The sequence below is a fragment of the Chromobacterium sp. Rain0013 genome (assembly GCF_015291765.1).
In the GTDB taxonomy this organism is placed as follows: Bacteria; Pseudomonadota; Gammaproteobacteria; order Burkholderiales; family Chromobacteriaceae; genus Chromobacterium; species Chromobacterium haemolyticum.
Window position 1 is genome coordinate 4,920,822 of the sequence record NZ_CP031514.1, and the last position, 24,952, is coordinate 4,945,773.

The following is a 24,952-nucleotide window of genomic DNA, read 5'->3' on the forward strand; positions in this document are numbered from 1 at the left end:
TCAATTGCGCCTGAAAATTCATTGGCTTGTCAGTCGGGCCAGGCCGCGGTGGGCGAAGGACCGAACGGGCTTTGAGCCATGTCATGACCAAGGCGGTCCGTACCCGGTAATAACACCCTGTTCAAACTGTGTACACGATCGCTAAAATGCGCGACATTTTGCAGCAAGAGCGCAGCCCTTGTCATGCAAAAGGGTTTGTTAATTTTCAGCGTTGGCTTGGCGCCGTTTTCAGGCGTCAGTTCCGGCTGGCGGCGCAGTCCGCCTTGGCGGGCGAAGGCTGGCCGGGCATGGTCAATGCCTTGGGCTTGATGGCTTCCAAGTGGCAATCTGCGGCGCGGAAGCTCAGATCTTTGCTGCGGACGGCGTCTGCGTCATACAACAAACGCCAGAAGTGGGCATCCGGCCGGCGGAAAAAACCGACGACGCCGATGAATTGAGCGTCTTTTTCAATGGTGACGTCTTCCAGTGTCACTTTGCCACCTGGCAAAAAGGTCAGTTCTTTGCTGCTGATCAGGCTGTCGCCCAGCAGTTCTGATTCAGGCTTGCCGCTGGACAGCGCCTCCATGGTCAGACGGTTGAAAGCCTGCTGGTTTTTCAGCTGGTAGACGTGCACCACTACGGACAGCGGTTTGCCTTTGGCGTCGCGGTTTAGCGAGGGGCTGCCCTCAGCTTTGATGTCGATGGTCTTCGTGCTGGAACAAGCGGTCAGAGAGGCAATGACAATGGCGTAAAACAGGGTGCGTGCCTGTTCCCAGTAGGGGCGTTTTTTCATCATGACGGCGGTTCCTAACGATTGGATTTGTGACTATCTGCTATCGAAAGTATCCCAAATTTTTGGTTTAATTGGAATGCATGTCCCATTGCACATTGATTTGCACGCAGTTATTAAAATTCGAAATCGGGTAGCTCAAGCTATTGATTTAAATTGTAATGTCATTTATTGTCTCGCGTCAAAATGCATTTGAACTATATATTGCCGATTCTGGTGCTTGGCATCGTTTTGCTCCTGTCTTGGCTGGGCTGGAAATTCTTCCTGGGACAGCCCCGCATCTTGGAAGGAAATCGCTCTCCAAAGCCGGTGTTGACCGGGGCGGAGGCCTTGGGCGCGCTTGCGGCCGGAAGACCTGAAAAACGCAATGAAAAGCCGGCGGTAAGCGCCGCTTTTTTGCGTGCGTCGCGCCGTGCCCCCAGCGTAGCCGCGCGTTATTGGCGGGTGTGGCTGCCGGTGGTGTCGCTGCTGTTGGTGGCCCTGGCGGTGGCCATCACGCTGAAGTTGAACCGTTTTCATCGCAGCCCGGAGTTTGAGGTTTCCGAGTATGCGCAGGGCATGAGAATCAAGCAGACGCTGCTTGAAGAAAAACTAGTGCCGCCGCCGCCGCTTCCGCCGGAAGCTTTTGTCAATGTCATTGCGGAGCGGCCCAGCCTGGGACATGCGGATCGAGACTGGAGCAAACTGAATCCCGAGTTCGTGCAAGTGGTGCTGCGGGTCATGGAAAGAATGAAGGCCAGGGGCTTCCCCATGGTGCTGCTGGAGGGCTATCGCAGTCCGGAGCGTCAGGATTCTCTGGCCGGGCAGGCCACGCTGGTGACCAAGGCCAAGGGTGGGCAGAGCAAGCATCAATACGGCTTGGCGGTGGACCTGGCGCCCATCCGCGAAGGCAAGGTAGTGATATCGGAACGTGATCCCTGGGCGATGCAGGCTTACAACGCGCTGGGAGAAGAGGCGACGGCGGCCGGCCTGACTTGGGGCGGCAACTGGAGTTTCAAGGATTTCGGACATATCGAGCGCTCAGGCTCGCTGAAGTCCTTGCTCAAAAAATAACGGTTTTCAAGAAGGTGGTGGGTGTTTATGAAAGGTTGGCTGCGTCACGCCAAGGTGGCTTCGGCGATCGGGTTCCTGATCCTGATCGCTCTGATCTGGTTCCTGGGACCGTGGTTGGGCCTGGAGTCGCTGGAAGCCCGTTTGGGCTGGATTATCGGCGTCATGTTGTTATGGGTGCTGACCCTGCTGGTGGGCCAGGTTTTGGCGCGCCGTGCCGGCGGTCTGGTGGAGCGCATGCTGCGCAAGCAGGCTGACGAGGCGGTGATCAACGCCAGCTCCGACAAGCGCGCCGAGGTCACCCTGCTGCGCCAGCGGCTGTTGGGCGCGATAGACACCCTGAAGAAATCCAAGCTGGGCAGCGCCAGCGGCAGCGCCGCGCTGTACGAGCTGCCTTGGTACATGATCATCGGGCACCCGGCTGCGGGCAAGAGCTCGGCCATTCTGCAGTCCGGCCTGACCTTTCCGTTCAGCGACAAGAGCGGTATTCAGGGCGTGGGCGGCACCCGCAACTGCGACTGGTTCTTCTCCACCGAAGGCGTGCTGTTGGACACCGCCGGCCGTTACGCGACTCAGAGCGAGGACCGGGTGGAGTGGCTGGAATTCCTCAAGCTGCTGAAAAAGCACCGCGCCAAAGCGCCGGTCAACGGCATCCTGATCGCCATCAGCCTGCCGGAGCTGGCGCAACACCATAGCGAAGGCTTCACTCTGTACGCGCGCCAGATCCGCGAGCGCATTCACGAGGTGTGCAACACCTTCGGCCTCTTGGTGCCCATCTATCTGGTGTTCACCAAGCTGGACCTCTTGGGCGGCTTCGCCCAGTTTTTCCAGGACGCCAGCGATGAAGACCGCGCCAGGGTCTGGGGCGCGACGCTGAGTGCGGATCAGGGCACGGGTTTCGACGTGGCCACCGTGACCGGCCAGCAGTTTGAACTGCTCTACCGCGGCCTGGTGCAGGCCGGCGAGGAAAAGCTGATCCAGTACCGCGGCGACCAGGTCAAGCCGGCGCACTTCGCCTTTCCCATTGAATTCCACGGCTTGAAAGAGGCGGTGGTTAAATTCGTCAAGCTGCTGCACGAAGAAGACCCCTATCACGCGCGTCCCCTGCTGCGTGGTTTCTATTTCACCAGCGCCTTGCAAGAGGGCGTGCCGCGCATCGTGGCAGCCAATCGCGTGCAAGGCCAATTCGACCTGAGCCAGGGCGGCCAGGAGATGAAGCAGGCGCCGGCGTCTTACAGCTACTTCCTGCGCAATCTGTTCCGCGACGTGCTGTTTCAGGATCAACACCTGATTTCGCGCCAGACCAAGCCCAGCGGCAGCCGCTGGCGTTTGTTCGGCATGGCCGCCGGGGTGTTGTCGCTGGCCGCGCTGGCCAGCTTCTGGACCTGGTCCTTCATCGGCAACCAGCATTTGCTGGACGAGGTGAAGGCCGAGCGCGCGCAGGCGCAAAAGCTGGCCGCCAGCGGGCAGTTGTACGACAAACTGCGCTCGCTGCAGATCTTGCAGAAGCGGCTGGAGGAATTGCAGGCTTACCGCAAGAACGGCGCGCCGTGGCAAGTGGGCCTGGGCCTGTATCAGGGCAAGGAGTTGGAGCCGCAACTGCGTCGCGAGTATTTCACCGGCTTGAAGGAAGTGATGCTGCGCCCGGTGCAGCGCAATCTGGAAACCACCCTGGTGGCGCTGAAGCCGGAGTCTCCGGCGCCGGCTCCCGCGCCCGCGCCGGTTGTGAGCGAGCCGCCCAAGCCGGCCGCGCCCGCGCCGTTCAAACCCAAGCCTAAAAAGCACGCGCCGCGCGGCGGTTTGCCCAATATCAACCTGAGCGCGCTGGATTGGCCGCAGCGCGCCACCACCGCCAAGCTGGAAGCCTCCTCGGCGCAAGGCGAGCCCGCATCCGCTCCGCAGCGTAATCCGCAGCAACTGGACGCCAGCTACAACGCTTTGAAAACCTATCTGATGCTGCATGAGCAGAAGCGCATGGACGAAGCGCATCTGATAGATCAGCTGCCGCGCTACTGGCGGCCCTATCTGGAAAGCCAGCGCGGCCAGTATTCGGTGGAAGAAGTGATGGCGGTGGCCGAGAAGCTGGTGGCTTTCTACGTTAGCCAGATCAAGGAAGCGGACCTGCCGCTGATTGAGAACAACGCCAAGGTGGTGGGCGAGGCCCGCGATGTGCTGCGAGGCTCCTTCAAGCGCCTGTCCGCTCAAGAGCGAGTGTTCAACGAAATCAAGGCCCGCGCCAATACCCGTTTCGCTCCGCTGACCGTGGCGCGGATTCTGGACAACCGGGATCTGGACGTGATGGCCGGCAGCCAGATGGTTGAGGGCGCCTACACTCGCGAAGCCTGGAACACCTATGTTAAGGGCGCTATCGACGAAGCCAGCAAGGGTGAAATCCGTAGCGACGACTGGGTGCTGGCCTCGTCTACTCAGGACAATCTGGGCCGGGACGGCGACGTGGAGAAAAACCGCGCCGCGCTGGAGGCCCTGTACCGCGCCCAATACGCCGCCGCCTGGAAGAAATTCCTGATCGGCGTCACCACCCGCGACTTCACCAATCCGGCCCAGTCCGCCTCCGCTATGGCGCGTTTGTCCGATAAGCAAAGCTCGCCCATCAAGCTGGTGCTGGCGCGCGCGGCGATGGAAACCGCCTGGGACAACCCGTCGGAGCTGAACCGCTCGCTGGAAAACGCCAAGCAGTCGATGCTGGAAAAAACCGCGGAATTCCTCAAGGGCGGCAGCTCGCCGACCCAAGCGGACAAGACCAAACTGTACGGCGAAGTGGGCCGTAAGTTCGCCGGCGTGGCGCAACTGGTCAAGGGCGACAACCCGCCGATCAACGCTTACCTGGAACAGTTGGCCAAGCTGAAAGCCAAGCTGGCGGCGATCTCCAGCACCGACGAACCCGGCCCGCAAGCCCGCGCCGCCTTGCAGGCGACCCTGGGCGGCTCCGGCTCGGAGCTGGGCGATACCGCCTCCTTCGTAGACAACACCCTGCTGAGCCAAGTCACGCCGGAAACCGGCGAGATGGTGCGCCCGATGCTGGTGCGCCCGCTGACCCAATCCTACAACGCTCTGCTGGGGCCGGTGGCCAACGACATCAACCAGGCCTGGGCCAACGAAGTGCTGCCCCAGTGGAAGCAGCTGGCCGGCAAATACCCGTTCGCGGATTCCAGCAACAGCGCCTCGGTGGCGGAGATCAGCCGCTTCGTCAAGGCCAACGACGGCACGCTGGACAAATTCATCAACAAATACCTGAACGGCCTGGTGCAGAAGAAGGGCGACCAATTGGTGCCGCGCGCCTGGGGCAATATGGGCGTCAAGTTCAACCCGGCCTTCCTGTCCAGCGTCAGCAGCCTGTCCGCTCTGGCCAACGCTCAACTGCAAGACGGCGAAAACACCCGCTTTGAACTGCAGCCGACGCCGACGCCGGGCCTGTCCGAAATCGTGTTCGAGGTGGACGGCCAGGAACTGCGCTACCGCAACGGCCCGCAGGCCTGGCAGCCGTTCACCTGGCCCGGCAACGGCCAGAACGCCGGCGCCCGCATCCAGGTGGTGTCCTACAGCGGCGCCAGCAGCGTGGTGGGCAACCAGCCGGGACGCATGGGCCTGATGCGCTTGCTGTCCAGCGCCAAGGTCAGCCAGGACAGCCCGGACTCCGCTCAGCTCACTTGGAACCTGCGCAAGCCCGACGGCGAGGCGCAAACGGTGAAATTCAATTTCCGCATGGTTGGCGGCGTGAATCCGCTGCAACTGAACAAGCTTTACAAGCTGACCTTGCCTGAGCGCGTGACGCTATAAGGGAGACACAGTCATGGCGTTCAATTTCAAGCGGGCGCAGGAAACGCCTCCGCAATTCTGCATTTTTGGCAAGTTGCCGCGCCGCGGCGACTTCGTCCGCGTCAATGCCACCCACCCGGCGGCCACTCAGCTGGACCAACTGCTGGCGCAAAGCCTGGGCGGGCTGGAGGCCGGTCCGGACGCGGTGGAGCGCTACCGCGCGATGCCGGGCACCAGCTTTGTGCTGCGTAGCCGCGACCAAATGTGGCTGTCGCTGGGCGTGATGCAGCCCAGCCGCGATGAAAGCGGCCGTAATTATCCTTTGGTGGCGGCCTCGCTGATGCCTTGCGACGGGCCTTTGCCGCCGCTGTCGGTGTTGATGCTGGCCAATGAGCTGTTCTTCTCCGGCTTGAAGGAGCAACTGAGCAGCGCCATCGACAACGCGGTGGAAATGCTGGCTTGCCGGCAGTTTCTGGAGGAGCAGTCCTTGTTCGGCATCTCCTCCGTGGCGGATCTGGACTTGGCGCAGCAACTGCTGGAGCGGCATCTGAGCGTGACGCCGGCTTCCCATCTGAGCCGGCTGTTGAGCAGCCGGGGCCTGCCGGATCTGGAAACGGTGCTTCTGGCCTTCACCTTCCACCACCAGCTGTTGCGCAAGTTCCAGGGCAGCCTGACGGCGCAGACCTATCTGCTGCCGCTGCCGGACAGCGATGGCGAAGACATGTTGGCTGCGGCCACTTGGTTGTCGCTGTACCAGGCGGCTACCGCCGGCCAGGCCGGCCAAGCGGAGCAATGTCTGCTGATTCACCGGCCGGAAGGGCGCTTCCTGGCCCTGCTGCCGGGCGACTTGAACGAGCAGATTGTCTCGCAGTGCTGGGGAGGGCAGCTGGATGCCCGCTTCATCGTCGACGTGGCTGAGCCGCAGGCGCCGTGGCGCAGCCATCAGGCCTACGCAGAAGCGGCTTACATCCTGGGGCGGAGGCTGAACGATCCGTCCATTTCGGTGGCGCAGTTGCGCGAAGTGGCGTCCAGCCTGTCGCGCAGCGTGGCCTGAGTAGTGACGTAACACCGGAACGGCCGGCGATATCCGCAGAGGCCGCTCCAATCAGAGCTTTGTGAACTTGAGAGAGAACCATCATGGCCAAAGAAAGCACACAGAAAAAACTGTCGCGGGTACGCCCGCCGCGCGTGCAGATCACTTACGACGTTGAAATCGGCGACGCCATCGAAACCAAGGAACTGCCCTTCGTGCTGGGCGTGCTGGGCGACTACTCCGGCCACAGCAAGGAGCCGTTGCCCAAGATGAAGGAACGCAAGTTCGTTCAGATCGACCGCGACAACTTCGACGAAGTGCTCAAGGGCATGGCGCCGCGCCTGGCCATCAAGGTGGACAACAAGCTGAAAGACGACGGCAGCCAGCTGGCGATGGAGCTGAACTTCGAAGAACTGGCCGATTTTGAGCCGCAGAACGTGGTGGATCAGGTCGAGCCGCTGAAAAAACTGCTGGACGCGCGCAAGCGCCTGGCCGACCTGCGCAACAAGATGGCGGGTAACGACAAGCTGGAAGAATTGTTGGACGAAGTGGTGCGCGATACCGAAAAGCTGAAGGCAATCAGCCAGGCCGCGCATCCGGACAAAGCGGGAGAGTGATAGATGAGCGCAGAACAACAACTTGAGGCCGTCGCGGCCGCAGCACCGGCGGCGGCCGGCAGCCTGCTTGACTCCATCATCGAGCAAAGCCGCGTCGCCACCAACGACAACGAAAAGGGCCACACCCGCGACCTGATCGGCGAACTGGTCGACCAGGTGCTGGAAGGCAGCGTCAGCGTATCGCGAGACCTGTCCGCCAGCATTGACGCGCGCATCGCCGAGATCGACGCGCTGATCTCCTCCCAGCTGAACGAGATCATGCACCACAACGACTTCCAGAAGCTGGAAGCTTCCTGGCGTGGTCTGAAGTATCTGGTGATGGAGTCCGAAACCAGCACCATGCTCAAGATCAAGGTGCTCAACGCCTCCAAGAAAGACCTGGTCAAGGACTTCAAGGCGGCGCCGGAATTCGACCAGAGCGCGCTGTTCAAGAAAATCTACGAAGAAGAATACGGCACCTTCGGCGGCGCGCCTTACGCCGGCCTGGTGGGCGATTACGAATTTACCCGCCACCCGGAAGACTTCTACCTGCTGGACGAACTGTCCCATGTAGCCGCCTCCGCGCACGCGCCGCTGATCACCGCGGCCTCTTCCGGCCTGTTTGGCCTGGAAAGCTTCACCGATGTGGGCAAGCCGCGCGATCTGGCCAAGATCTTCGACACCGTCGAATACGCCAAGTGGAAATCCTTCCGCGAGTCGGAAGACTCCCGTTACGTCGGCCTGGTGTTGCCGCACGTGCTGGGGCGCCTGCCTTACGGCCGCGATAACGTGCCGGTGGAGGAATTCGACTTTGAAGAAAACGTGGACGGCAGCACTCACGAAAAATACCTGTGGACCAACGCCTCTTACGCCTATGCCGCGCGTCTGACCTCCGCCTTCGCCCAATACGGCTGGCTGGCGGCCATCCGCGGCGTGGAGGGCGGCGGCCTGGTGGAAGGCCTGCCGGCCCACACCTTCAAGACCGACGACGGCGAAGTGGCGCTCAAGTGCCCCACCGAAGTGGCGATCACCGACCGCACCGAAAAACTGCTGTCCGACTTGGGCTTCATCTCGCTGGTGCACTGCAAGAACACCGACTACGCGGCCTTCTTTGGCGGCCAATCGGTGCAGAAGGCCAAGACTTACAACACGGACTCGGCCAACGCCAACGCGCGCCTGTCCACCCAACTGCCCTACATCTTCGCGGTATCGCGCATCGCGCATTACATGAAATCCATCATGCGCGACAAGATCGGCAGCTTCGCCTCGCGCCAGAACGTGCAGGACTTCCTGAATACTTGGCTGGCGCAATATGTGCTGCTGGACGACTCCGCCAGCCAGGAAGCCAAAGCCAAATATCCGCTGCGCGAAGCGCGCGTCGACGTGGTGGAAGTGCCGGGCAAACCCGGCGTCTATCGCGCCGCCGCCTTCCTGCGGCCGCATTTCCAGCTGGATGAACTGACTATTTCCCTGCGTTTGGTGGCGGAACTGCCGCAACCGGCGGGTTAAGGCTGGAGAGTCCGCGCGCGTCCGCCGGGTTTAGGCGCGGCGGCGGGCGCGGGCGTCTTTTGGAATGGGGGGCTTAGCCTCCAATTTTTGACCTTTGTTTAAGGAGAAGTAAATGGCTTTTGATGCATTCCTGAAAATTGACGGTATTCCTGGCGAAAGCAGCGACGACAAGCACAAAGACTGGATCGAGATCCAATCCTTTGCTCACAAACTGGAACAGCCGGCCCAGGCTACCGCCAGCTCCGCCGGCGGCGCCACCGCCGAGCGCGTGAACCACGCCGCTTACGAAATCACCCACTTCCTGGACAAAGCCAGCCCGAAGATCTACGAAGCCTGCTGCAAGGGCCAGCACATCAAGGAAATCACCATCGAACTGTGCCGTGCCGGTGGCGACAAGGTGAAGTACATGGAGATCAAGATGGAGCAAGTCCTGATCGCCAAGGTTGAGCCGCATGGTTCCGCTAACGACAACGGCTTCCCCAGCGAAAAAGTGAGCTTCACTTACGGCAAGATCAAGTGGACCTACACCCAGCAGAAACGCGCTGACGGCGCTGGCGGCGGTAACGTCAGCTCCGGTTGGGACCTGACCGCTAACAAAGCGATCGCCTAATTTCCTAGCGGTGCTGGAAAGCTGACCCGCCCGTCGTTCGGGCGGGTTTTAGGCATCCGGGAAACTGCCGCGCGCCAGCCCGGCGCAGCGGTTTCCCGGCTGCTCTTCGCCATGTTTAAAGTCAATCCGGGAAGTAATGCTATGAAACGTTTGCTGATGGTCGCCGCGCTCGCCTTGTCGCTGGTGGGCTGCAAGACCAATCCTAACGCTCAACAAGCCTCGAAAGACCCCGCCGTGATCAAGGCGGCGGAAGAAAAGGCCGCGCTGGACAAGGCCGTGGCCGCCAATATGGCCATAGACCCCAACCTGATCCCGTTTGAAAAAATGAGCCCGAAACTGTCCCCGGTGGGCGAGGCTCAATTGCAACTGCTGCTGCCCAAGCTCAAGACCGCCAAATCCATTCTGGTGCGCGGCCATTGCTACCGCGGCGACATCGGCAACGCTCGCGCCGCCGCGCAAACCCGAGCTATCGCCGTCAAGCAGTTCCTGACCGATGCCGGCGTGCCTGCCAATAAAATCACCGTGCGTTACGACACCGAGCGTCAGTTGCACGCGGTGCGTTTGATCGCCAACTGAATCTCGGCGCCGGGCCGCCATGCGTAAGCGGGCGGCCGGGCGTTTTCGGGTGCTTAAGCAAACCCGGCGCTACCGCGCAGGGTTTGCTTAAGGACTCGCCAATTGCGCAGTCGATTTGAATCGGGTTAACGCCATGGACCTCAGCACCCTGCTCGCCAGCTTCGCCTCCGCCTTCAACCAAGACCAACGCCTGCTCACCCTCAGCCTGGGCGACGGCAGCGTGGCGGCCGAGCAACTGCTGCCCCTGAGCCTGGCCGGCGAAGAAGGCGTGTCCCGGCCCTACGCCTACCAGCTCACCTGTCTGTCCCCGGACGGGGCCATCGAACTCAAGACCCTGCTCGGCCTGCCGGCCCGCATCGGCATCCTCGACGCCGCCGGCGCCGAGTCCTTGCGCTGCGGCGTGGTGTCCAAAGTGGAAAGCCTGGGCTCGGACGGCGGTTTCAGCCGTTATCAGCTCACCATCGAACCGCCGTTCGCGCTGCTGCGTCATCGCGTCAGCTCGCGGGTGTTCCAGGACCTGTCGGTGCCGGACATCGTCAAACAGATCCTGGCCGAGCATCAGCAAGCCAACCCGGTGTTCGCCCGGGTGCAGACGCTGGAGTTCAAGACCGGCGCGGCGTCCCCGCGCAGCTACTGCCTGCAATACCGCGAATCCGATTACGACTTCATCGTGCGGCTGCTGCACGAAGAGGGCTACGCCTGGCGTTTCGATCACCTCGACGGTGACACTCCCAAGGTGCAACTGGTCGCCTTCGACGACCCCTACAGCCTGCCGCCGGCCGGCATCGAGCGCGTGCGTTTCCACCGCAGCGACGCCACCGAGGCCGAGGACGGCCTGACCGAGTGGAACGCCCAACGCCAGATCGTCCCCGGCGCGGTGGCGCTGGCCAGTTTCGACTACCAACCTGTTAGCACCCAGCACAGCGGCGACGACAGCCGCATTGATCAAGGCCAGAACGGCAAGGCGCTGCAGTCTTCCTTGCACGACTACGACCCGCAATCGCTGTACTACGCCGGCGACGCCGACCAGCTCAGCCACTACGCCCAACTGCGCCAGCAAGCGCATGACCTCAAGGCCAAGCAATTCAGCGGCGGCGGCAGCGTGCGCGGCCTGGCCGCCGGCCAATGGTTTCGCCTGGACGACCACCCGGCCCACGACGGCGACAGCAGCGAACAGCGCGAATTCGTCGTCACCCGCCAAACCCTGAGCGCGCGCAACAACCTGCCGGCGGACCTCAAAGCGCTGGCGGGAGAGAAAGACGCCCACCCCTTCCGCGCCGAATTCGACGCCCAACGCCGCGGCGTGCCGCTGACCCCGGCCTACGCCCACACCGAGTTGGCCAAGCCCAAGTCTCGCGGCGTGCAGACCGCGACCGTGGTCGGCCCCCAGGGCGAAGAGGTGCACACCGACCAGCACGGCCGCATCAAGGTGCAATTCCACTGGCAACGGCCGGACGAACACCCGAGTATCGGCGCCAACCTGGACGACACATCCTCCTGCTGGCTGCGCGTGGTCATGCCCAGCGCCGGCGCCGGCTGGGGCCACCAATTCATCCCGCGCATCGGCCAGGAAGTGCTGGTCGACTTCATCGAAGGCGATATCGACCGCCCGGTGATCACCGGCGTGCTCTACAACGGCAGCCACCCGCCGCCGGACTTCAGCGGCGCCGGCGCGCTACCCGCCAACAAGACGCTGTCCGGCATCAAATCCAAGGAACACCAGGGCGGCCAATACAACGAACTCTTGTTTGACGACACCCCCGGTGAAGTCAGAACCAAGCTATCGAGTGAACCGGGCAAAACCCAACTCAACCAAGGCTTCCTCACCCACCCGCGCAGCAACGGCAAAGCCGAGCCGCGCGGCGACGGCTTCGAACTCAGAACCGACCAGCACGGCGCCATCCGCGCCGGCCACGGCCTGCTGCTGAGCACCGAAGCGCAGAACGGCGCGTCCGGCAAACAGCTGGCGCGCGAACAGGCGCAAAGCCAGCTGGACGCGGCCCTGGCCCTGAGCCAAAGCCTGGGCGACACCGCCACTGGTCAGCAGGCCGACACCATGGAAACCGGGCCGGAAGAAATCGGCGCGGACAATGCCAAAGCCGCCAAGAAAACCGAAGGCCACCTGCAACACCAGGCCGCCGCCCTGAAAGCCTGGGAAGCCGGCTCCAACACCGACAAAGACGGCAAGACCGCGAAAGACCAAGCCGGCCAGCAGCCGTTAATCGTGCTGTCCGCCCCTGCGGGCATCGCCAGCCTGAGCCAGCAAAGCCAGACCGTGGCGGCGGGGACCAACCTGGACCTGGTAGCGCAGCGCGATACCAACCAGACCAGCGGCCGGCGCTGGATTCACAATGTGGGCCAGCACATCAGCCTGTTCGTGGCCGGGGTGAAGGACAAGGTGGCGCTGAAGCTGATTGCCGCCAAGGGCAAAATTCAAATGCAGGCGCAAAGCGACACTATCGAAGTGACCGCGGACAAGGATGTGACCGTCACCGCCTGCAAGGGCAAGGTGGAAATCGCCGCCGGCCAGGAAATCCTGCTCACCAGCGGCGGCGGCTATATCCGCCTCAAGGGCGGCAATATCGAAGTGCACTGCCCGGGCGAAGTCAGCGTCAAGGGTGCCAGCCACGCGCTCAGCGGGCCGGCCAGCCTCAGCACGCCCACGCCCACCTTCAACAAGCCGGGCACGGGCAATCTGCAAGTGATCCACGATTTCGCCAACGGTTACTCCATGGACCAGGGCAAGTTCGTGGTCACCGACGCGCTAGGCGTCAAGCACAGCGGCGTGCTGGACGCCGCAGGCAAGGCCATGGTCAACGGCCTGCCCACCGGACCGGCGCAAGTGAAATTCCTGGGCCGTCCGCACAAGAGCGAGGCGGACATCTTCCCCTTTGTGCCGCAGCCGGAAGCGGTACTGCAAAAAATGGGGGCCGCGGTGCAGCAGCAGGCCATGAGCCAGCTAAGCAGCCTGGTGGGCAAGGCGCTACCGCCCGCCGCCGCCGGCCTGGCGCAAAACCTGGCCCAAGCCAAGGGCGCGGTGGATCAGGCCAAGGCCATGGCCTCCCAAGCCCAGGCCGCGCTGCAACAAGCGCGCGACATCAAACAACTTGCCTCCGGTGCGTCCCTCCCTTCCGCCGCCGGCATGATCAAGAATATCGCTTAAGAGCCCTTCTCCAACATGAGCACCGCAGCCCAAGCCAAACCCGTCGCCGTGATCAACGGCACGCCGCAAAACGCAGCCCAGGTCATCCAACAAACCGGCAAGACTTTCGATCAATGGCTGCAAAGCATCAGCGACGGCCATCTGTCGGTGGACAGCCTCAAAACCATAGGCAGCGCGGTGCCCATCGTCGGCAACCTGATCTCGGTGGGCGACGTCATCGTCGATCTGATGGAGATGTCGGAAAAGAGCAAGAAGAAACAGGAAGTCGACGTTTTCGACTGGCTGTTTCTGGGTGTGGATCTGGTGGGCGTGGTACCGGCCGCCGGCGGCCTCTTCAAAATGGGTGCGCGCCCCACGCTGAAGCTGTGCGCCACCAGCGTGCGCCGCGCCGGCGGCGACTGGCTGAAAATGGAACTGACCGAAGGCATAACCCGGAAAGTGGCCAATATGCTGCCGGCCGACTTCCGCAATATGCCGGACCAATGGGTCAAGCACGTGGACAGCAAAATGCAGAGCACGCTGGAAACCTGCGGCGGCAAGGGCAAGGTCATCATCTCAGACCTGGCCAATCTGCTGATCAGCCTGGGTTCCGGCAATTTCAGCGGCTACGTCAAACAGCACGTGCCGCAAGCGCCGGTCAAATACCACCTGGAGAAAACCAATAAGCAAGGCTTCTGGGCATCGGTGGGCGCGGAGCTGGACGCGCTGAACCGCGCCGCCGCCAACGCCAAGAAAGAAGCTGCGGCCGGCATGACCGTGGCCGCGGCCAAAGGCATAGACATGGCGCTGAAAGGCAGCGCCGCCGCCCGCATGATGTTGAGCCTGGGCCGCACCCTGCTGGCCTGGGCTGGCCAGCTCACCGCCAAGCTGCTGTCCATGTACTCTAGCCACCTGAAGCCCTTGCTGAACAAGCTGCTGGAAGCTTTTCTCAAGCACCTGCCCAACAAGGCCGCCGCCGTGGCCAACAAAGTGACCAACAAGGCCAAGAAAGGCACCCAGCAGCTTTATCAAGAGGTCACCAGCCGCTTCAAGGGCAAGATCAAACCGCCGCCCAAATGCGCCTGCGCCGCCTCGCCCAACAGCATAGGCTATGTGCTGGGCGAAGAATCGCTGCAACACACCGACTTCAGCCTGCCCGGCGTGCTGCCCATCGTCTGGACCCGGCAATACCGCTCCAATTTTGACGGCAACGACGCCCACGGCGATCTGGGCGCGCGCTGGGGCGTGGCTTACGGCGCGCGCTTCGACATCGAAGGCGAAGCGCTGAAGCTCCACGACGACAGCTGCCGCACGCTAGACTACCCGCTGCTGCCGGTGGGCGAATCCCTAAAGGACGAACTGGAAGGCTTCACCCTCAGCCGCCTGTCCGACACCCTGATCTCCCAGACCTACGGCCACGACCTGGTGCAGCTGTACGAGCGCCACGGCGACAGCTTCCGCCTGGCGCTGATCAAGGACCGCGCTGGCAACAGCATCGCAATGAACTTTCGCGACGGCCGGCTCAGCCAGTTGGTCAGCAGCGCCGGCTATGTGGTGGATTTGGCGCATGACAAGCACGGCCGCATCGTCCGCGTCAGCCTGCAAAACCCGGAAACCGGACTGCCGCTGCGCACACTGGCGCAATACCAATACAGCGAGATCACGCCGCTGGCCGCGGATGCCGGCGACCTGCTGGCCGCCAGCGATGAAAACGGACAAAGCTGGAGCTACCAGTACCAGCACCACCTGCTGACCCGCTACACCGACCGTACCGGCCGCGGCATCCACCTGGAGTGGGACGGCAGCCACTTGGACGCGCGAGCCGTGCGCGAATACGCCGATGACGGCAGCCAGGACATCCGCCTGGCCTGGGACGACAATATCGACCTCACCTACGTCACCGACGCCTACGGCCGCACCACCGAGTACTACTTCGACGACAAGGGCTACAACTACCGCATCATCTACCCGGACCACAAGGAAGAATGGTTCGACTACGACGCCCAGAAAAACCTGGTCAACCACATCTACCCGGACGGCTCGCAAGATAGCTTCACCTACGACGACAAGGGCAATATGGTGCTGCACGAGCGCCGCGACGGTAGTGAAGTGGCCTTCGCCTACGACGCCCAGGACAATCTGGTGGAGATCACCGATCCGCTCGGCGAAAAATGGCTGCGCGCCTACAACGACAAGGGCCAGCTGATCGAGGAAACCGACCCGCTGGGCCACAAGACCAAGTACGCCTACAACGAACAGGGCCTGCCGGTGGCCATCACCGATGCCAAGGGCGGCAAGAAGCAAATTGCCTACCGTCCGGACGGCCTGCTGCAGAGCTACACCGACTGCTCCGGCAGCGCCACCCAATGGCAGTACGACGAACGCGGCCGCACGCAGTTGATCGTAGACGCGATGGGCAACGCCACCCGCTACCAATACGCGGCCAACGGCACCCTGCAAGCCATCGTCCAGCCAGACGGCCAGGCCACCCAGCTGGAACACGACGCCGAGGCGCGCCTGCTCAAGCTCACCGACCCGCTGGGCCGCGCCACCCATTACGACTACGACAAAGCCGGCCGGCTGCAAACCCGCACCGACGCCAACGGCCACAGCCTGGCCTACAAATACGACAAGCTGGGCCGGCTGACCGCGCTGCGCAATGAAAACCACCGCCAGTATTTGTTTGAATACGATGCCGGCGGCCAGCTGATTTCGGAAACCGGATTTGACGGCAGCACCACCCGCTACCACTACAACGCCGCCGGCCAGCTGGAAAAACAACAGGAAGGCGATGTCGCCACCCTCTACCGCTACGACCGCGCCGGCCGCCTGATCGAGCGCAGCGCGCCCGGCAGCCTGGAAAGCTTTAGCTACGACCCCGCCGGCAGGCTATACCAGGCCAAGAACCGCTACGCCAGCCTGCGCTGGATTTACGATCCGGTGGGCAATGTAATAGAAGAACACCACGGCTATAGCGTGGCCGGCGTCAAGGAAACCTACCGCTGGCAACATGAACACGACCCGCTGGGCAACCGCATTGCCACCGTGCGTCCGGACGGCCGCCGCGTGGACATCCTCAGCTACGGCAGCGGCCACGTACACGGCCTGCTGTTCGGCCAGCGCGACATCATCAACCTGGAGCGCGACAAGCTGCACCGCGAAACCCAGCGCGTGCTGGGCAATGCCTTGCAACAGACCCTGGCCTACGACAAGGCCGGCCGCCTGGCCAGCCAGCGGCTGATGGGCAGCACCCAGTGGAACCGCCAATACCAGTACGACGCCGCCGGCCAGCTCACCGGCATTGCCGACAGCCGCGCCGGCCAGCTCAACTACCGCTACGACCCGGTGGGCCGCCTACTGGAAGCCGCTACTCCCAAGGGTGTGGAAAGCTTCCGTTTCGACCCGGCCGGCAACCTGCTGGACAACACCCCGGCCGCCGATGGCCACCAGGACAACAGCCTGCTGGGCAACCTGCTCAGCCAGTACGCTGGCCGCCACTACCGCTACGACAGCCGCGGCAACCTGGTGGAAAAACGCGTCAACGGCGCGCTCACCAAGCTGGAATGGGACAGCCACAATCGCCTGTCCCACCTGACCGCGCCGGACGGCCAACGCACCGACTACCACTACGACCCGCTGGGCCGCCGCATCGCCAAAACCCAGGCCGGCCAGACCACGCTTTACGGCTGGGACGGCGACGTGCTGGCCTTTGAAACCAGCGACGAACAAGCGGTGCACTATCTGTTCGAGCCGGACAGCTTCGTGCCGCTAGCCCAAGTCCACACCGAAGCCGTGCGCGGCGTCAAAGTGCCGCGCTGGAGCCAGCACCACCCCTACGACCCGGACAAGGACCCGCTACGCCAGCCCGCGCCGGAACCCGAAGCCCCTAAGGCGGTGTACTACTACCACACCGACCATCTGGGCACCCCGCAAGCGCTGACCGACGAACAAGGCGCGCTGGCGCTGGAGATGGACTACCAGGCCTGGGGGCAAGCGCGCGAAATCATCGCCGACGCAGCCAACAAGGCCGGCATCCGCAACCCCTTCCGTTTCCAGGGCCAGTACCAGGATGAAGAGTCCGGGCTGCACTACAACCGGTACCGCTACTATGATCCGGAAATCGGGCGGTTTATTTCGCGGGATCCGATTGGGTTGTTCGGGGGCTTCAACCTATATCACTACGCGACTAACCCAGTTGAATGGGTAGACGTTCTTGGCTTAAGTGGCTCTAATGTTCGCTATCGTCATGGTAAGAATGGAGAGCTACGCTCCGCGTTTGGCAAAATAACCCCTGGCGCCAAAGGCACAGCTACAAACTGTTGCTCTCGCGCTAAAGCTCGTCGTTTAGGACAAGAATGCGATGATGCAGGCCATGCAATTGGCAAACAATTAGGCGGCAGCGGTGGAATTAATGGCATTTTCCCGCAAAACAAAAACAAAAATCGTGGAGAATTTAGGGACTTCGAAAATGAAACAGCTGCCTTAGCAAAAAACAATACCGTATTCGTCAGAGTAATACCAAAATATAAGACTGGTGAAACTCGGCCTCACGAGATTTTATATCAGCGACGAGTAAATGGCACAACCGAATCTGTTATATTTAAAAACCCAGACTGCCCGTGAGACAAAAATGACCCCTACCGAATTCGCCACTAACTTTTTCGAGCAAATGCTTAACTGGGAGGACTGGTATTATGCAGAAAAGAAAAAACCAGAGTATGAAACAGACAATGAGTTCATTAAAAAAACCGACCAAGAATCCAGATCCAAACTAGAGCTTATTCTACGATCATTTTTAACTGAATCTGCCTTTAGTAAGATTGGACAGGAAAAGCTAGAAACATTAGGAGTTGGAAGACCTCGCCTCTACGATCAGGAAGCCATCTCCTGCACTGAAAGCTCTTCCTTAAAGTTTGAAGTCATTTCAAAAAATAGAAAAAAACAAAACAGCTATTCAAAGTATCTTGTTTTGCAGAAAGAAGGTACCTACAAGATTGACCAGGCATACCAAAGCATTGACGGACAAAATTGGAGAAAAAAGAATTCCATATAACCTCATTGAGAATTGGCACCTAAAGACATATAGCCAAGCCAGTAACTCTGAATAGGAATTCGTACTAACCCACGATTCTCTAGGCCCTCACATCGCCAAAACCCAAGCAGGTCAGACCACGCTTTGCGGCTGGGACGGCGACGTGCTGGCCTTTGAAACCCGGGACGAACAAGCGGTGCATTATCTGTTTGAACCGGACAGCTTCGTGCCGCTGGCCCAAGTCCACACCGAAGCCGTGCGCGGCGTCAAAGTGCCGCGCTGGAGCCAGCACCGCCCCTATGACTCGGACCTGGACCCGCTGCGCAAACCGGCGCCGGAACCCAGCGAACCGACTGCGGTGTACTACTACCATACCGACCACCTGGGCACCCCGCAGGCGCTGACCGACGAACAAGGCGCGCTAGCGCTGGAGATGGACTACCAAGCCTGGGGGCAAGCGCGCGAAATCATCGCCGACGCCGCCAACAAGGCCGGCATCCGCAACCCCTTCCGTTTCCAGGGCCAGTACCAGGATGAGGAATCCGGGCTGCACTATAACCGCTATCGCTACTATGATCCGGAGATCGGTCGATTCATATCGAGGGATCCAATCAGGTTAAAAGGTGGGGTTCATGTTTATCAATATGCGCCGAATTCGACTGAATGGATTGACCCACTTGGCTTGGCCAGGTCTGGACAATGGGTTACTGTTGGCAATGGTAGGATACGTATTGATCCACCTCATGTAGAAAATACAAACCAGCAGACCCATGCTCATTGCCAATGTAAGTCACGAAAACAAGAGGTAGTTGTGAACAAAGATGGTTCTCAAAGTCACGGATCACGTGGCGATGTTTCTGGGCTTACCCGGACAGAGAAAGATTATTTACGTAATCAGGGATTTAACATATGACAAACCTTGGAGACTTAAAGATTTTGGGGACTATTGAAGGCGATGATAAACCTCAAAAATTAGATGAAATATCTATTCTCGCAAACGCGGACGTCATTCGAGATCTCGGAATATTTCTCATTAATGCCGCATACGAAATGGAGCTTAATGAGGTTGAACATGTTCACCTCCAGGACTCAATACAGAATTTTTCGTACAATAATCACGCAGATGTAATTGCCATTAATCAGGAAATAGTTAAGCCAATTGATAGCACAAAACCATAAGAGGCAGACCAAGTCCATAGACAATACCTGAGTCAGTGAATTCCGCCCACTGTTAAACCAGTGCGACATCATGATGATCAAACTGGCCATAGAAATAGTGTGTGGAAGGTGTTTGATAAAAATAGCACCTGGGTTGTAGATGCTGACGTTTACGGTGACTATATGAATAAGCACAAGAGCGAAGTTGGAAAAACATCAACTTCAACTCCTTAAAATGCAAGGATTCAAAATAATCAACTCTGCCGAAGAATTTATTGCTTTACGAGACAGTGAAAAAAAGAAGAATATGACAGATCCGCACAAGAAGAAGCCCCAAACCATGTATGGATAGATATTATCAACCGTTTTCCTGAGTATCAAAAATGGGTCGCACACAACAAAACAGTACCTCTTGAAATACTAGAAGAGTTATGCAAACACGGGCCAGAAACAAGACAGTTTGTTGCCACAAAAAGAAAGCTATCTAAAGAGTTGTTTTATTTACTTGCGAATGACGCTGAATCAACAGTACGTCAAGCAATTGCAGCAAACAAAAAAGCACCAATCGATATATTAAATTTCTTAATAAATGACGATAATGAAGATGTAGCAAGTGTCGCAAAATACAACATCCAAAACAGACAACCTCATACAAAGAGAAAATAAATTTGTAAAAATATGCCCCAAAAAAAACAAAGTACAGGTCAACATTTTTTGCTTATGACAGCACATATGAGCCGTCTTCCTGTGTTGCAAGCCAGAGGTTCGGCCACTTCAACATTGTTTACCTGTCGCACACAAACTGTACTAAGAAACTCAGCACGTACCGGGCAACAATTCAAGCACCAATAATACTGATGTTTTCGGCGACCACATGACAGACAAGCACAAAGGTGGCACCGGGAAAGTCATGGATATGAAAAACATGACGTGTGAGGATGTCTAAGTGAAAACATCGAAAATAAAAGAAATTTTTTGGAGACAACTGCTTTTCGAGCGCAGTGTTCTACAAATACAAAGACAGCTTACGTTTCGAAATAAGTCAAAGAGACGACAGGCTCAATCAGTTTGCAACCGCATATGAAAATGCCAAAACCATATTGCACTCCATTTTCGAAAAGGATAATGAAGTATACTGCTCACTTAGTTTATCCGGCGAAAACTTATTACCTGCCCGATCTCAAATCAAAGAGCTACAACATGGTGGCTTCACGATTCCAAGCCAAAGATTTATCGATTACGATATTGATGAAGACGAAAAAATTGCAAGAATACTCTTCCAAACAAGCAAAGAAGAATGCGCCAAATTACTTTGGATGAAAATCGCGCACGAGCTTGGCATAAGCCCATCCACCTGGCTTGATTTACACATCTTCAGCATTGAAAATAAAATATTAGCACACCCTTACGATGAGCGCGGGATTGATGTCATTGGGGAAAAGAGCACACTCAAGACTGCTTTCAATAAATTACATCACCTGCTCATTAATTATGATATAGAAAAAATGGAAAGTAGTTTTAAATAGCAAGACACGCAATCATTACCCTATTTGCAAAAAACAGAATGAAAGCCCAAAGCCCCATCCGGGGCTTTGGTCGTTTGGAAGAATTAAGCCAGTTCCTGCATTTGCACCGTGGTCTGCTGCAAACGGCGGGCGAAGGGTTCCAGCAGGCAATACATCTGCTCGCACTCCAGCGTGTCCAGGTTGGATTGGTCCAGCATGGCCGCCAACGCGCTCAAAGCGCTGCTGACCTGGCCGAGTTCCAGGCAGATCAGTTGAGCGCTGTGATGGAAGTGCTCGCCGTATGCGTCGAACTGCTGCAACAATGGGTCAATCGGGTTCAACGAGGGATTTTGCTGACGCAAGCTTTTCAGCTGGGACAGCAAGGTTGGCAGTGACGGGATGTGGAGGGTTTGAGTGGCGCTAGTCATGGCGACTCCTTGATGAGCATTATGCCCGCCCTCCGACGCTAAGCGGAGGCGGCGGGAACATGGCAGGATTAGCGTTACCGGCATCAAGGACCCGGCGCGTGCAAGCACGCTCCCACCATGACCCGCCCAAGAGTTGACGCATCTATGGTGTGTTCGGACATGAGATGCCGCATGTGCGGCTGTCCGCCCTGATGTTCGGAACGCTAATTCCGGTGCTGATGCGCAGCACGGTCGGATTATCACGTGCTTGGGGCCGGGAGGCAAGACGCTGGCGCCTTCTGCGGCATCCCCTTGGCCGATGCCGAATCCATGCGTGCCGTCAACGTGCTGTGTAGCAAGCAACATTAGGCCAACCGTTCAGACTCCGGCCAACTGCACAAACCCGCAACGGTGTACTACTATCACTCAGACCAACGCGGCCCCTAGCACTCAATGGAGGTCAAAAGACATGACAAAGCCACTTAATCAAGATGAAGTCTTGAGAGTATTTGCATTAGTTGAAAAAATTCACGAATTATTTCATCAGCCAGACAATTACTCTTTGGAAAATTTTTATAAATTTGGCGAGGAAAACTACTCAGAAATTCACGAGGCATACTATAAGATCATTTGGAACTGGCTATCCGAAGAAAACCAAAACAAAATAATAGAGAATCAGTAAGTCGTTCTTTTGATACTCGATCGTTGGCAATGTCACCTCATGCCCACAAGGAAAGACTACCTACCAGACATGGGGCTAGATGTGGAAAACCCTTCCTTGTGCGGCAAACGAGCCCCCATCTTCAGGGCTAGAAAAAGCACCTAGCCTGCACGACAAGTGCTGACCGCTTCGACGTAATCAACTCCCACAAGCACACTCCACTTGAGCCGTGCCCGCCCCCCTCCCCCATCTGTCACACCAGCATGAAGTCTGCTACGCTGCCTATCCATTTCGACTCTGCGTCCTGCAGGATTTCATCATGCTCAAGTTTGATGTTCTGATCATCGGCAGCGGTCTGGCCGGGATGACCCTGGCCTTGCACCTGGCGGAAAGCCGCAAGGTGGGCCTGATTACCAAGCGCGATTTGCTGGAGGGCAGTTCCACTTACGCCCAGGGCGGCATCGCCGCGGTGCTGGACACCGAGGATTCGGTGGAGGAACACATCCGCGATACCCTGATTGCCGGCGCCGGACTGTGCAACGAGGAGGCCGCGCGCTTCATCGTCGAGCATTCCAAGGAAGCCATTGATTGGCTGATTGCGCTGGGCGTGCCCTTCACCAAGGATGAAACCCACCGCACCGGCTATCACCTGACCCGCGAGGGCGGCCACAGCCACCGCCGCATCATCCACGCCGCGGACGCCACCGGCGCGGCGGTGACCAGCACGCTGGGGCAGAAGATCAAAGCTCACCCCAATATCACGGAGCTGGAAGAGCATATCGCCATTGATCTGATCACCTCGCGCAAGCTGGGCTTGCCGGGCAACCGCGCTTACGGGGTTTACGCGCTGGACAAGCAGGCGGACCAGGTGGTGACCATTGCCGCCAAGCACACCATTCTGGCCTCCGGCGGCGCCGGCAAGGTTTATCTGTACACCACCAACCCGGACACCGCCACCGGCGACGGCATCGCCATGGGCTGGCGCGCCGGTTGCCGGGTGGGGAATATGGAATTCATGCAGTTCCACCCCACTTGCCTGTATCACCCGCACAGCAAGTCTTTCCTGATCACCGAGGCCGTGCGCGGCGAGGGCGGCATCCTGAAGCTGCCGGACGGCACCCGCTTCATGCCGGAGCACGATCCGCGCGCCGAGCTGGCGCCGCGCGACGTGGTGGCGCGCGCCATCGACTTTGAAATGAAGAAGCACGGCCTGGACTGCGTCTATCTGGACATTTCCTACAAGCCGGCCCATTTCATCCGCGAGCATTTCCCCAATATCTACGCCCATTGCCTGGAGCTGGGCATAGACATCACCCAACAGCCCATCCCGGTGGTGCCGGCGGTGCATTTCACCTGCGGCGGCCTGGTTACGGACCTGACCGGCCACACCGATGTGGACGCGCTGTACGCGGTGGGCGAAGTGGCCTGCACCGGCCTGCACGGGGCCAACCGGCTGGCCAGCAACTCCTTGCTGGAATGTCTGGTGATAGGCAAGGCGGCGGCGGAGGACATCCTGGCCGCGCCGGAGATCAAGCTGCCCAAGATCCCGGACTGGGACGACAGCCAGGTAACGGACCCGGACGAGGAGGTGGTGATTTCCCACAACTGGGACGAGCTGCGCCGGGCGATGTGGGACTACGTGGGCATTGTGCGCACCAATAAGCGGCTGATGCGGGCGCAAAACCGCATCCGCCTGCTGTCCGAGGAGATCAACGAGTATTACCGTCATTTTCATGTCAGCAACGATCTGATCGAGCTGCGCAATCTGGTGCAGACTTCGGAATTGATCGTGCGCTCCGCGCTGCTGCGCAAGGAGAGCCGCGGCCTGCACTACAGCCGCGACTATCCGGAAAAGCTGGAGCTGGCACAGGAGACTATCCTGACGCCGGAGGCGCCGGCCGCCGGTGGCTGAGCGGCGGCGGCCCCCAGGACTTAGAACGTGTTTACGATCTCGCGAGCTAAGGCGAGATAAGGCGGAAACGAGCGAAAAGCGGAATGTACACGTGGTACATGAGCATTTTGAGGGCGTACTCACCGTGTCACGTTTCACGACGCGCAGCAGATCGTAAACAGGTTCTTACACGCCGCCCAAGTAATCCATCTTGCCCAGCGCCACGCCGTTGTGGCGCAGGATGGCGTAGGCGGCGGTAAGGTGGAAGTAGAAGTTGGGCAGCACAAAGCCCAGCAGATAGTTTTGTCCGCTGAAGCGGATTTCATCTCCGCGCACTTTCAGCACTACTTCCCGCGCCTCGCTGCCATCGATCTGGGCGGCGTTGAAACCCTGCAAAAACGCCACGGTCTTGGCAATGCGCTGTTGCAAATCGGCAAAGCTGGCTTCGTCGTCGGCGTAGCTCGGCACCTCAACGCCCGCCAGCCGCGCGGCGCAGCCTTTGGCGCTGTCGCTGGCGATCTGCACCTGGCGCGTCAGCGCGAACATGTCCGGCGCCAGCCGGGCGTTGAGCAGCACGTCCGGCGCGATATTGCGCGCGGCGGCGTCTGCGGCGGCCTTGACCAGAATGGCGGACAGATTACTCAGGCCCCGGATCAGCACCGGGACAGAGGCTTGGTACATGGAAACGGACATGGCGGGCTCCTGTCGGATGAGGAAAGGCGGACGCGGCGGACATGCCGGCGCGCCGCCACAGCATAAGCCAATCCGCCGCCGGGAAACAGACGCCAGCCCGGCCACGGCCCATTCGGCACGGCCCGCCGGAAACCGGCGAGCCCAGCGGTTTCACGCGCCCTCAACGCTTCACGGGCAGGAGACGTGGATGCTTTTCGAACCAGCGTAAACATTTTTGCAAGACGCCTTGGAGCCGATGCCGTCCAGGGTGAAATGCGGATCGCTCTTCTGATGGCAGCCTTTGGACACATTCAGCTGGCAGGCGGGCTTGTCGATCATTTCCTTCAGCGAATCGCTTTTATTGCGCAGGTATTCGGTGGCCTCGGCCTGGGTGTAGGTTTTCACATCGCTGTTGTCGGGATCGTTCCAGCCTTTCTTGAAAGTGATCGCCGCATTGGCGGCCCCCATCGTCAAGACGGCAAGCAAACCTGCCAATAGACACATCGCGCTTGTGGTTTTCATGAGCCTCTCCTGCCTGAGTGAATGGATGCGCGGCACTGGCGG

The 24,952-nt window shown here is 59.4% G+C and carries 19 protein-coding genes; 15 read left to right on the plus strand and 4 right to left on the minus strand.

Features of this window, described 5'->3' with window-relative positions; translation table 11 throughout:
* Nucleotides 1-235: 235 nt before the first annotated feature.
* Nucleotides 236-775: a type VI secretion system lipoprotein TssJ gene (gene tssJ / locus DXT74_RS22385; protein WP_194427026.1), complete on the minus strand. Its 540-nt coding sequence runs from the start codon at nucleotides 773-775 to the stop codon at nucleotides 236-238.
* Between the two features lie 180 nt (nucleotides 776-955).
* Between tssJ and DXT74_RS23000 the strand changes: the two genes are divergently transcribed.
* From DXT74_RS23000 to DXT74_RS22450, 13 genes are all read left to right on the plus strand, one after another.
* A complete protein-coding gene (locus DXT74_RS23000) occupies nucleotides 956-1,822 on the plus strand; it encodes a M15 family metallopeptidase (RefSeq protein ID WP_231138246.1) in 867 nt (288 codons plus the stop codon).
* A 27-nt stretch (nucleotides 1,823-1,849) separates the two neighbouring features.
* The gene (gene tssM, locus DXT74_RS22395) at nucleotides 1,850-5,617 is read left to right on the plus strand and encodes a type VI secretion system membrane subunit TssM (RefSeq protein ID WP_231138247.1); all 3,768 of its coding nucleotides are present in this window, start codon (nucleotides 1,850-1,852) and stop codon (nucleotides 5,615-5,617) included.
* A 13-nt stretch (nucleotides 5,618-5,630) separates the two neighbouring features.
* Nucleotides 5,631-6,650 carry a type VI secretion system-associated protein TagF gene (gene tagF / locus DXT74_RS22400; protein ID WP_043640824.1) on the plus strand — a complete coding sequence of 340 codons (1,020 nt, stop codon included), beginning with the start codon at nucleotides 5,631-5,633 and terminating at the stop codon, nucleotides 6,648-6,650.
* An 83-nt stretch (nucleotides 6,651-6,733) separates the two neighbouring features.
* Nucleotides 6,734-7,246 carry a type VI secretion system contractile sheath small subunit gene (gene tssB, locus DXT74_RS22405; protein WP_043640826.1) on the plus strand — a complete coding sequence of 171 codons (513 nt, stop codon included), beginning with the start codon at nucleotides 6,734-6,736 and terminating at the stop codon, nucleotides 7,244-7,246.
* A gap of 3 nt (nucleotides 7,247-7,249) precedes the next feature.
* Nucleotides 7,250-8,734, plus strand: coding sequence for a type VI secretion system contractile sheath large subunit (tssC, locus tag DXT74_RS22410; protein WP_043640828.1), 1,485 nt, complete (start codon nucleotides 7,250-7,252; stop codon nucleotides 8,732-8,734).
* A gap of 112 nt (nucleotides 8,735-8,846) precedes the next feature.
* Nucleotides 8,847-9,344: a type VI secretion system tube protein Hcp gene (locus DXT74_RS22415; RefSeq protein ID WP_043640831.1), complete on the plus strand. Its 498-nt coding sequence runs from the start codon at nucleotides 8,847-8,849 to the stop codon at nucleotides 9,342-9,344.
* Between the two features lie 141 nt (nucleotides 9,345-9,485).
* Entirely contained in the window at nucleotides 9,486-9,920 is a 435-nt protein-coding gene (locus DXT74_RS22420) for an OmpA family protein (protein WP_052370795.1), read from the plus strand.
* A gap of 133 nt (nucleotides 9,921-10,053) precedes the next feature.
* A complete protein-coding gene (locus DXT74_RS22425; RefSeq protein ID WP_194427028.1) occupies nucleotides 10,054-13,083 on the plus strand; it encodes a type VI secretion system Vgr family protein in 3,030 nt (1,009 codons plus the stop codon).
* Between the two features lie 15 nt (nucleotides 13,084-13,098).
* Entirely contained in the window at nucleotides 13,099-17,685 is a 4,587-nt protein-coding gene (locus tag DXT74_RS22430) for an RHS repeat-associated core domain-containing protein (RefSeq protein ID WP_194427029.1), read from the plus strand.
* A 7-nt stretch (nucleotides 17,686-17,692) separates the two neighbouring features.
* The gene (locus DXT74_RS22435) at nucleotides 17,693-18,115 is read left to right on the plus strand and encodes an NTF2 fold immunity protein (protein WP_176219584.1); all 423 of its coding nucleotides are present in this window, start codon (nucleotides 17,693-17,695) and stop codon (nucleotides 18,113-18,115) included.
* Nucleotides 18,116-18,257: 142 nt separating this feature from the next.
* Nucleotides 18,258-19,007, plus strand: a complete 750-nt coding sequence (locus DXT74_RS22440) for an RHS repeat domain-containing protein (protein ID WP_194427030.1) — start codon at nucleotides 18,258-18,260, stop codon at nucleotides 19,005-19,007.
* A complete protein-coding gene (locus DXT74_RS22445) occupies nucleotides 19,004-19,273 on the plus strand; it encodes a hypothetical protein (protein ID WP_194427031.1) in 270 nt (89 codons plus the stop codon). Before DXT74_RS22440 ends, DXT74_RS22445 begins: the two co-directional genes overlap by 4 nt.
* Nucleotides 19,274-20,253: 980 nt before the next feature.
* Complete coding sequence (locus DXT74_RS22450) at nucleotides 20,254-20,778, plus strand: DUF3885 domain-containing protein (RefSeq protein WP_194427032.1); 525 nt, start codon at nucleotides 20,254-20,256, stop codon at nucleotides 20,776-20,778.
* 83 nt (nucleotides 20,779-20,861) lie between these two features.
* On the opposite strand, the gene DXT74_RS22455 is transcribed toward DXT74_RS22450, so the two are convergent.
* The gene (locus DXT74_RS22455; protein ID WP_194427033.1) at nucleotides 20,862-21,185 is read right to left on the minus strand and encodes a hypothetical protein; all 324 of its coding nucleotides are present in this window, start codon (nucleotides 21,183-21,185) and stop codon (nucleotides 20,862-20,864) included.
* A 448-nt stretch (nucleotides 21,186-21,633) separates the two neighbouring features.
* Here DXT74_RS22455 and DXT74_RS22460 point away from each other — a divergent pair, with 448 nt between their 5' ends.
* On the plus strand, nucleotides 21,634-21,846 hold the full coding sequence (locus tag DXT74_RS22460) for a hypothetical protein (RefSeq protein ID WP_194427034.1): 213 nt from the start codon (nucleotides 21,634-21,636) through the stop codon (nucleotides 21,844-21,846).
* 298 nt (nucleotides 21,847-22,144) lie between these two features.
* Entirely contained in the window at nucleotides 22,145-23,737 is a 1,593-nt protein-coding gene (gene nadB, locus DXT74_RS22465) for an L-aspartate oxidase (protein WP_194427035.1), read from the plus strand.
* A 165-nt stretch (nucleotides 23,738-23,902) separates the two neighbouring features.
* Here the strand turns inward: nadB and DXT74_RS22470 are convergent, their stop codons facing one another.
* Together DXT74_RS22470 and DXT74_RS22475 are read right to left on the minus strand one after the other, a co-directional pair.
* The gene (locus tag DXT74_RS22470; protein WP_194427036.1) at nucleotides 23,903-24,409 is read right to left on the minus strand and encodes a DUF1993 family protein; all 507 of its coding nucleotides are present in this window, start codon (nucleotides 24,407-24,409) and stop codon (nucleotides 23,903-23,905) included.
* Between the two features lie 168 nt (nucleotides 24,410-24,577).
* On the minus strand, nucleotides 24,578-24,910 hold the full coding sequence (locus DXT74_RS22475) for a hypothetical protein (protein ID WP_081556963.1): 333 nt from the start codon (nucleotides 24,908-24,910) through the stop codon (nucleotides 24,578-24,580).
* Between the last annotated feature and the right edge of the window lie 42 nt (nucleotides 24,911-24,952).

Bases quoted from the DNA above. Each gene is read 5' to 3' on its own strand.
- DXT74_RS22415 (WP_043640831.1), top strand. From the start codon at position 8,847: ATGGCTTTTGATGCATTCCTGAAAATTGACGGTATTCCTGGCGAAAGC.
- tssM (WP_231138247.1), top strand. From the start codon at position 1,850: ATGAAAGGTTGGCTGCGTCACGCCAAGGTGGCTTCGGCGATCGGGTTC.
- DXT74_RS22435 (WP_176219584.1), top strand. From the start codon at position 17,693: ATGACCCCTACCGAATTCGCCACTAACTTTTTCGAGCAAATGCTTAAC.
- DXT74_RS22460 (WP_194427034.1), top strand. From the start codon at position 21,634: ATGACAAAGCCACTTAATCAAGATGAAGTCTTGAGAGTATTTGCATTA.
- tssC (WP_043640828.1), top strand. From the start codon at position 7,250: ATGAGCGCAGAACAACAACTTGAGGCCGTCGCGGCCGCAGCACCGGCG.
- DXT74_RS23000 (WP_231138246.1), top strand. From the start codon at position 956: ATGCATTTGAACTATATATTGCCGATTCTGGTGCTTGGCATCGTTTTG.
- DXT74_RS22430 (WP_194427029.1), top strand. From the start codon at position 13,099: ATGAGCACCGCAGCCCAAGCCAAACCCGTCGCCGTGATCAACGGCACG.
- DXT74_RS22455 (WP_194427033.1), bottom strand. From the start codon at position 21,185: ATGACTAGCGCCACTCAAACCCTCCACATCCCGTCACTGCCAACCTTG.
- DXT74_RS22445 (WP_194427031.1), top strand. From the start codon at position 19,004: ATGACAAACCTTGGAGACTTAAAGATTTTGGGGACTATTGAAGGCGAT.
- DXT74_RS22420 (WP_052370795.1), top strand. From the start codon at position 9,486: ATGAAACGTTTGCTGATGGTCGCCGCGCTCGCCTTGTCGCTGGTGGGC.
- tssB (WP_043640826.1), top strand. From the start codon at position 6,734: ATGGCCAAAGAAAGCACACAGAAAAAACTGTCGCGGGTACGCCCGCCG.
- DXT74_RS22470 (WP_194427036.1), bottom strand. From the start codon at position 24,409: ATGTCCGTTTCCATGTACCAAGCCTCTGTCCCGGTGCTGATCCGGGGC.
- nadB (WP_194427035.1), top strand. From the start codon at position 22,145: ATGCTCAAGTTTGATGTTCTGATCATCGGCAGCGGTCTGGCCGGGATG.
- tagF (WP_043640824.1), top strand. From the start codon at position 5,631: ATGGCGTTCAATTTCAAGCGGGCGCAGGAAACGCCTCCGCAATTCTGC.
- tssJ (WP_194427026.1), bottom strand. From the start codon at position 775: ATGATGAAAAAACGCCCCTACTGGGAACAGGCACGCACCCTGTTTTAC.
- DXT74_RS22475 (WP_081556963.1), bottom strand. From the start codon at position 24,910: ATGAAAACCACAAGCGCGATGTGTCTATTGGCAGGTTTGCTTGCCGTC.
- DXT74_RS22425 (WP_194427028.1), top strand. From the start codon at position 10,054: ATGGACCTCAGCACCCTGCTCGCCAGCTTCGCCTCCGCCTTCAACCAA.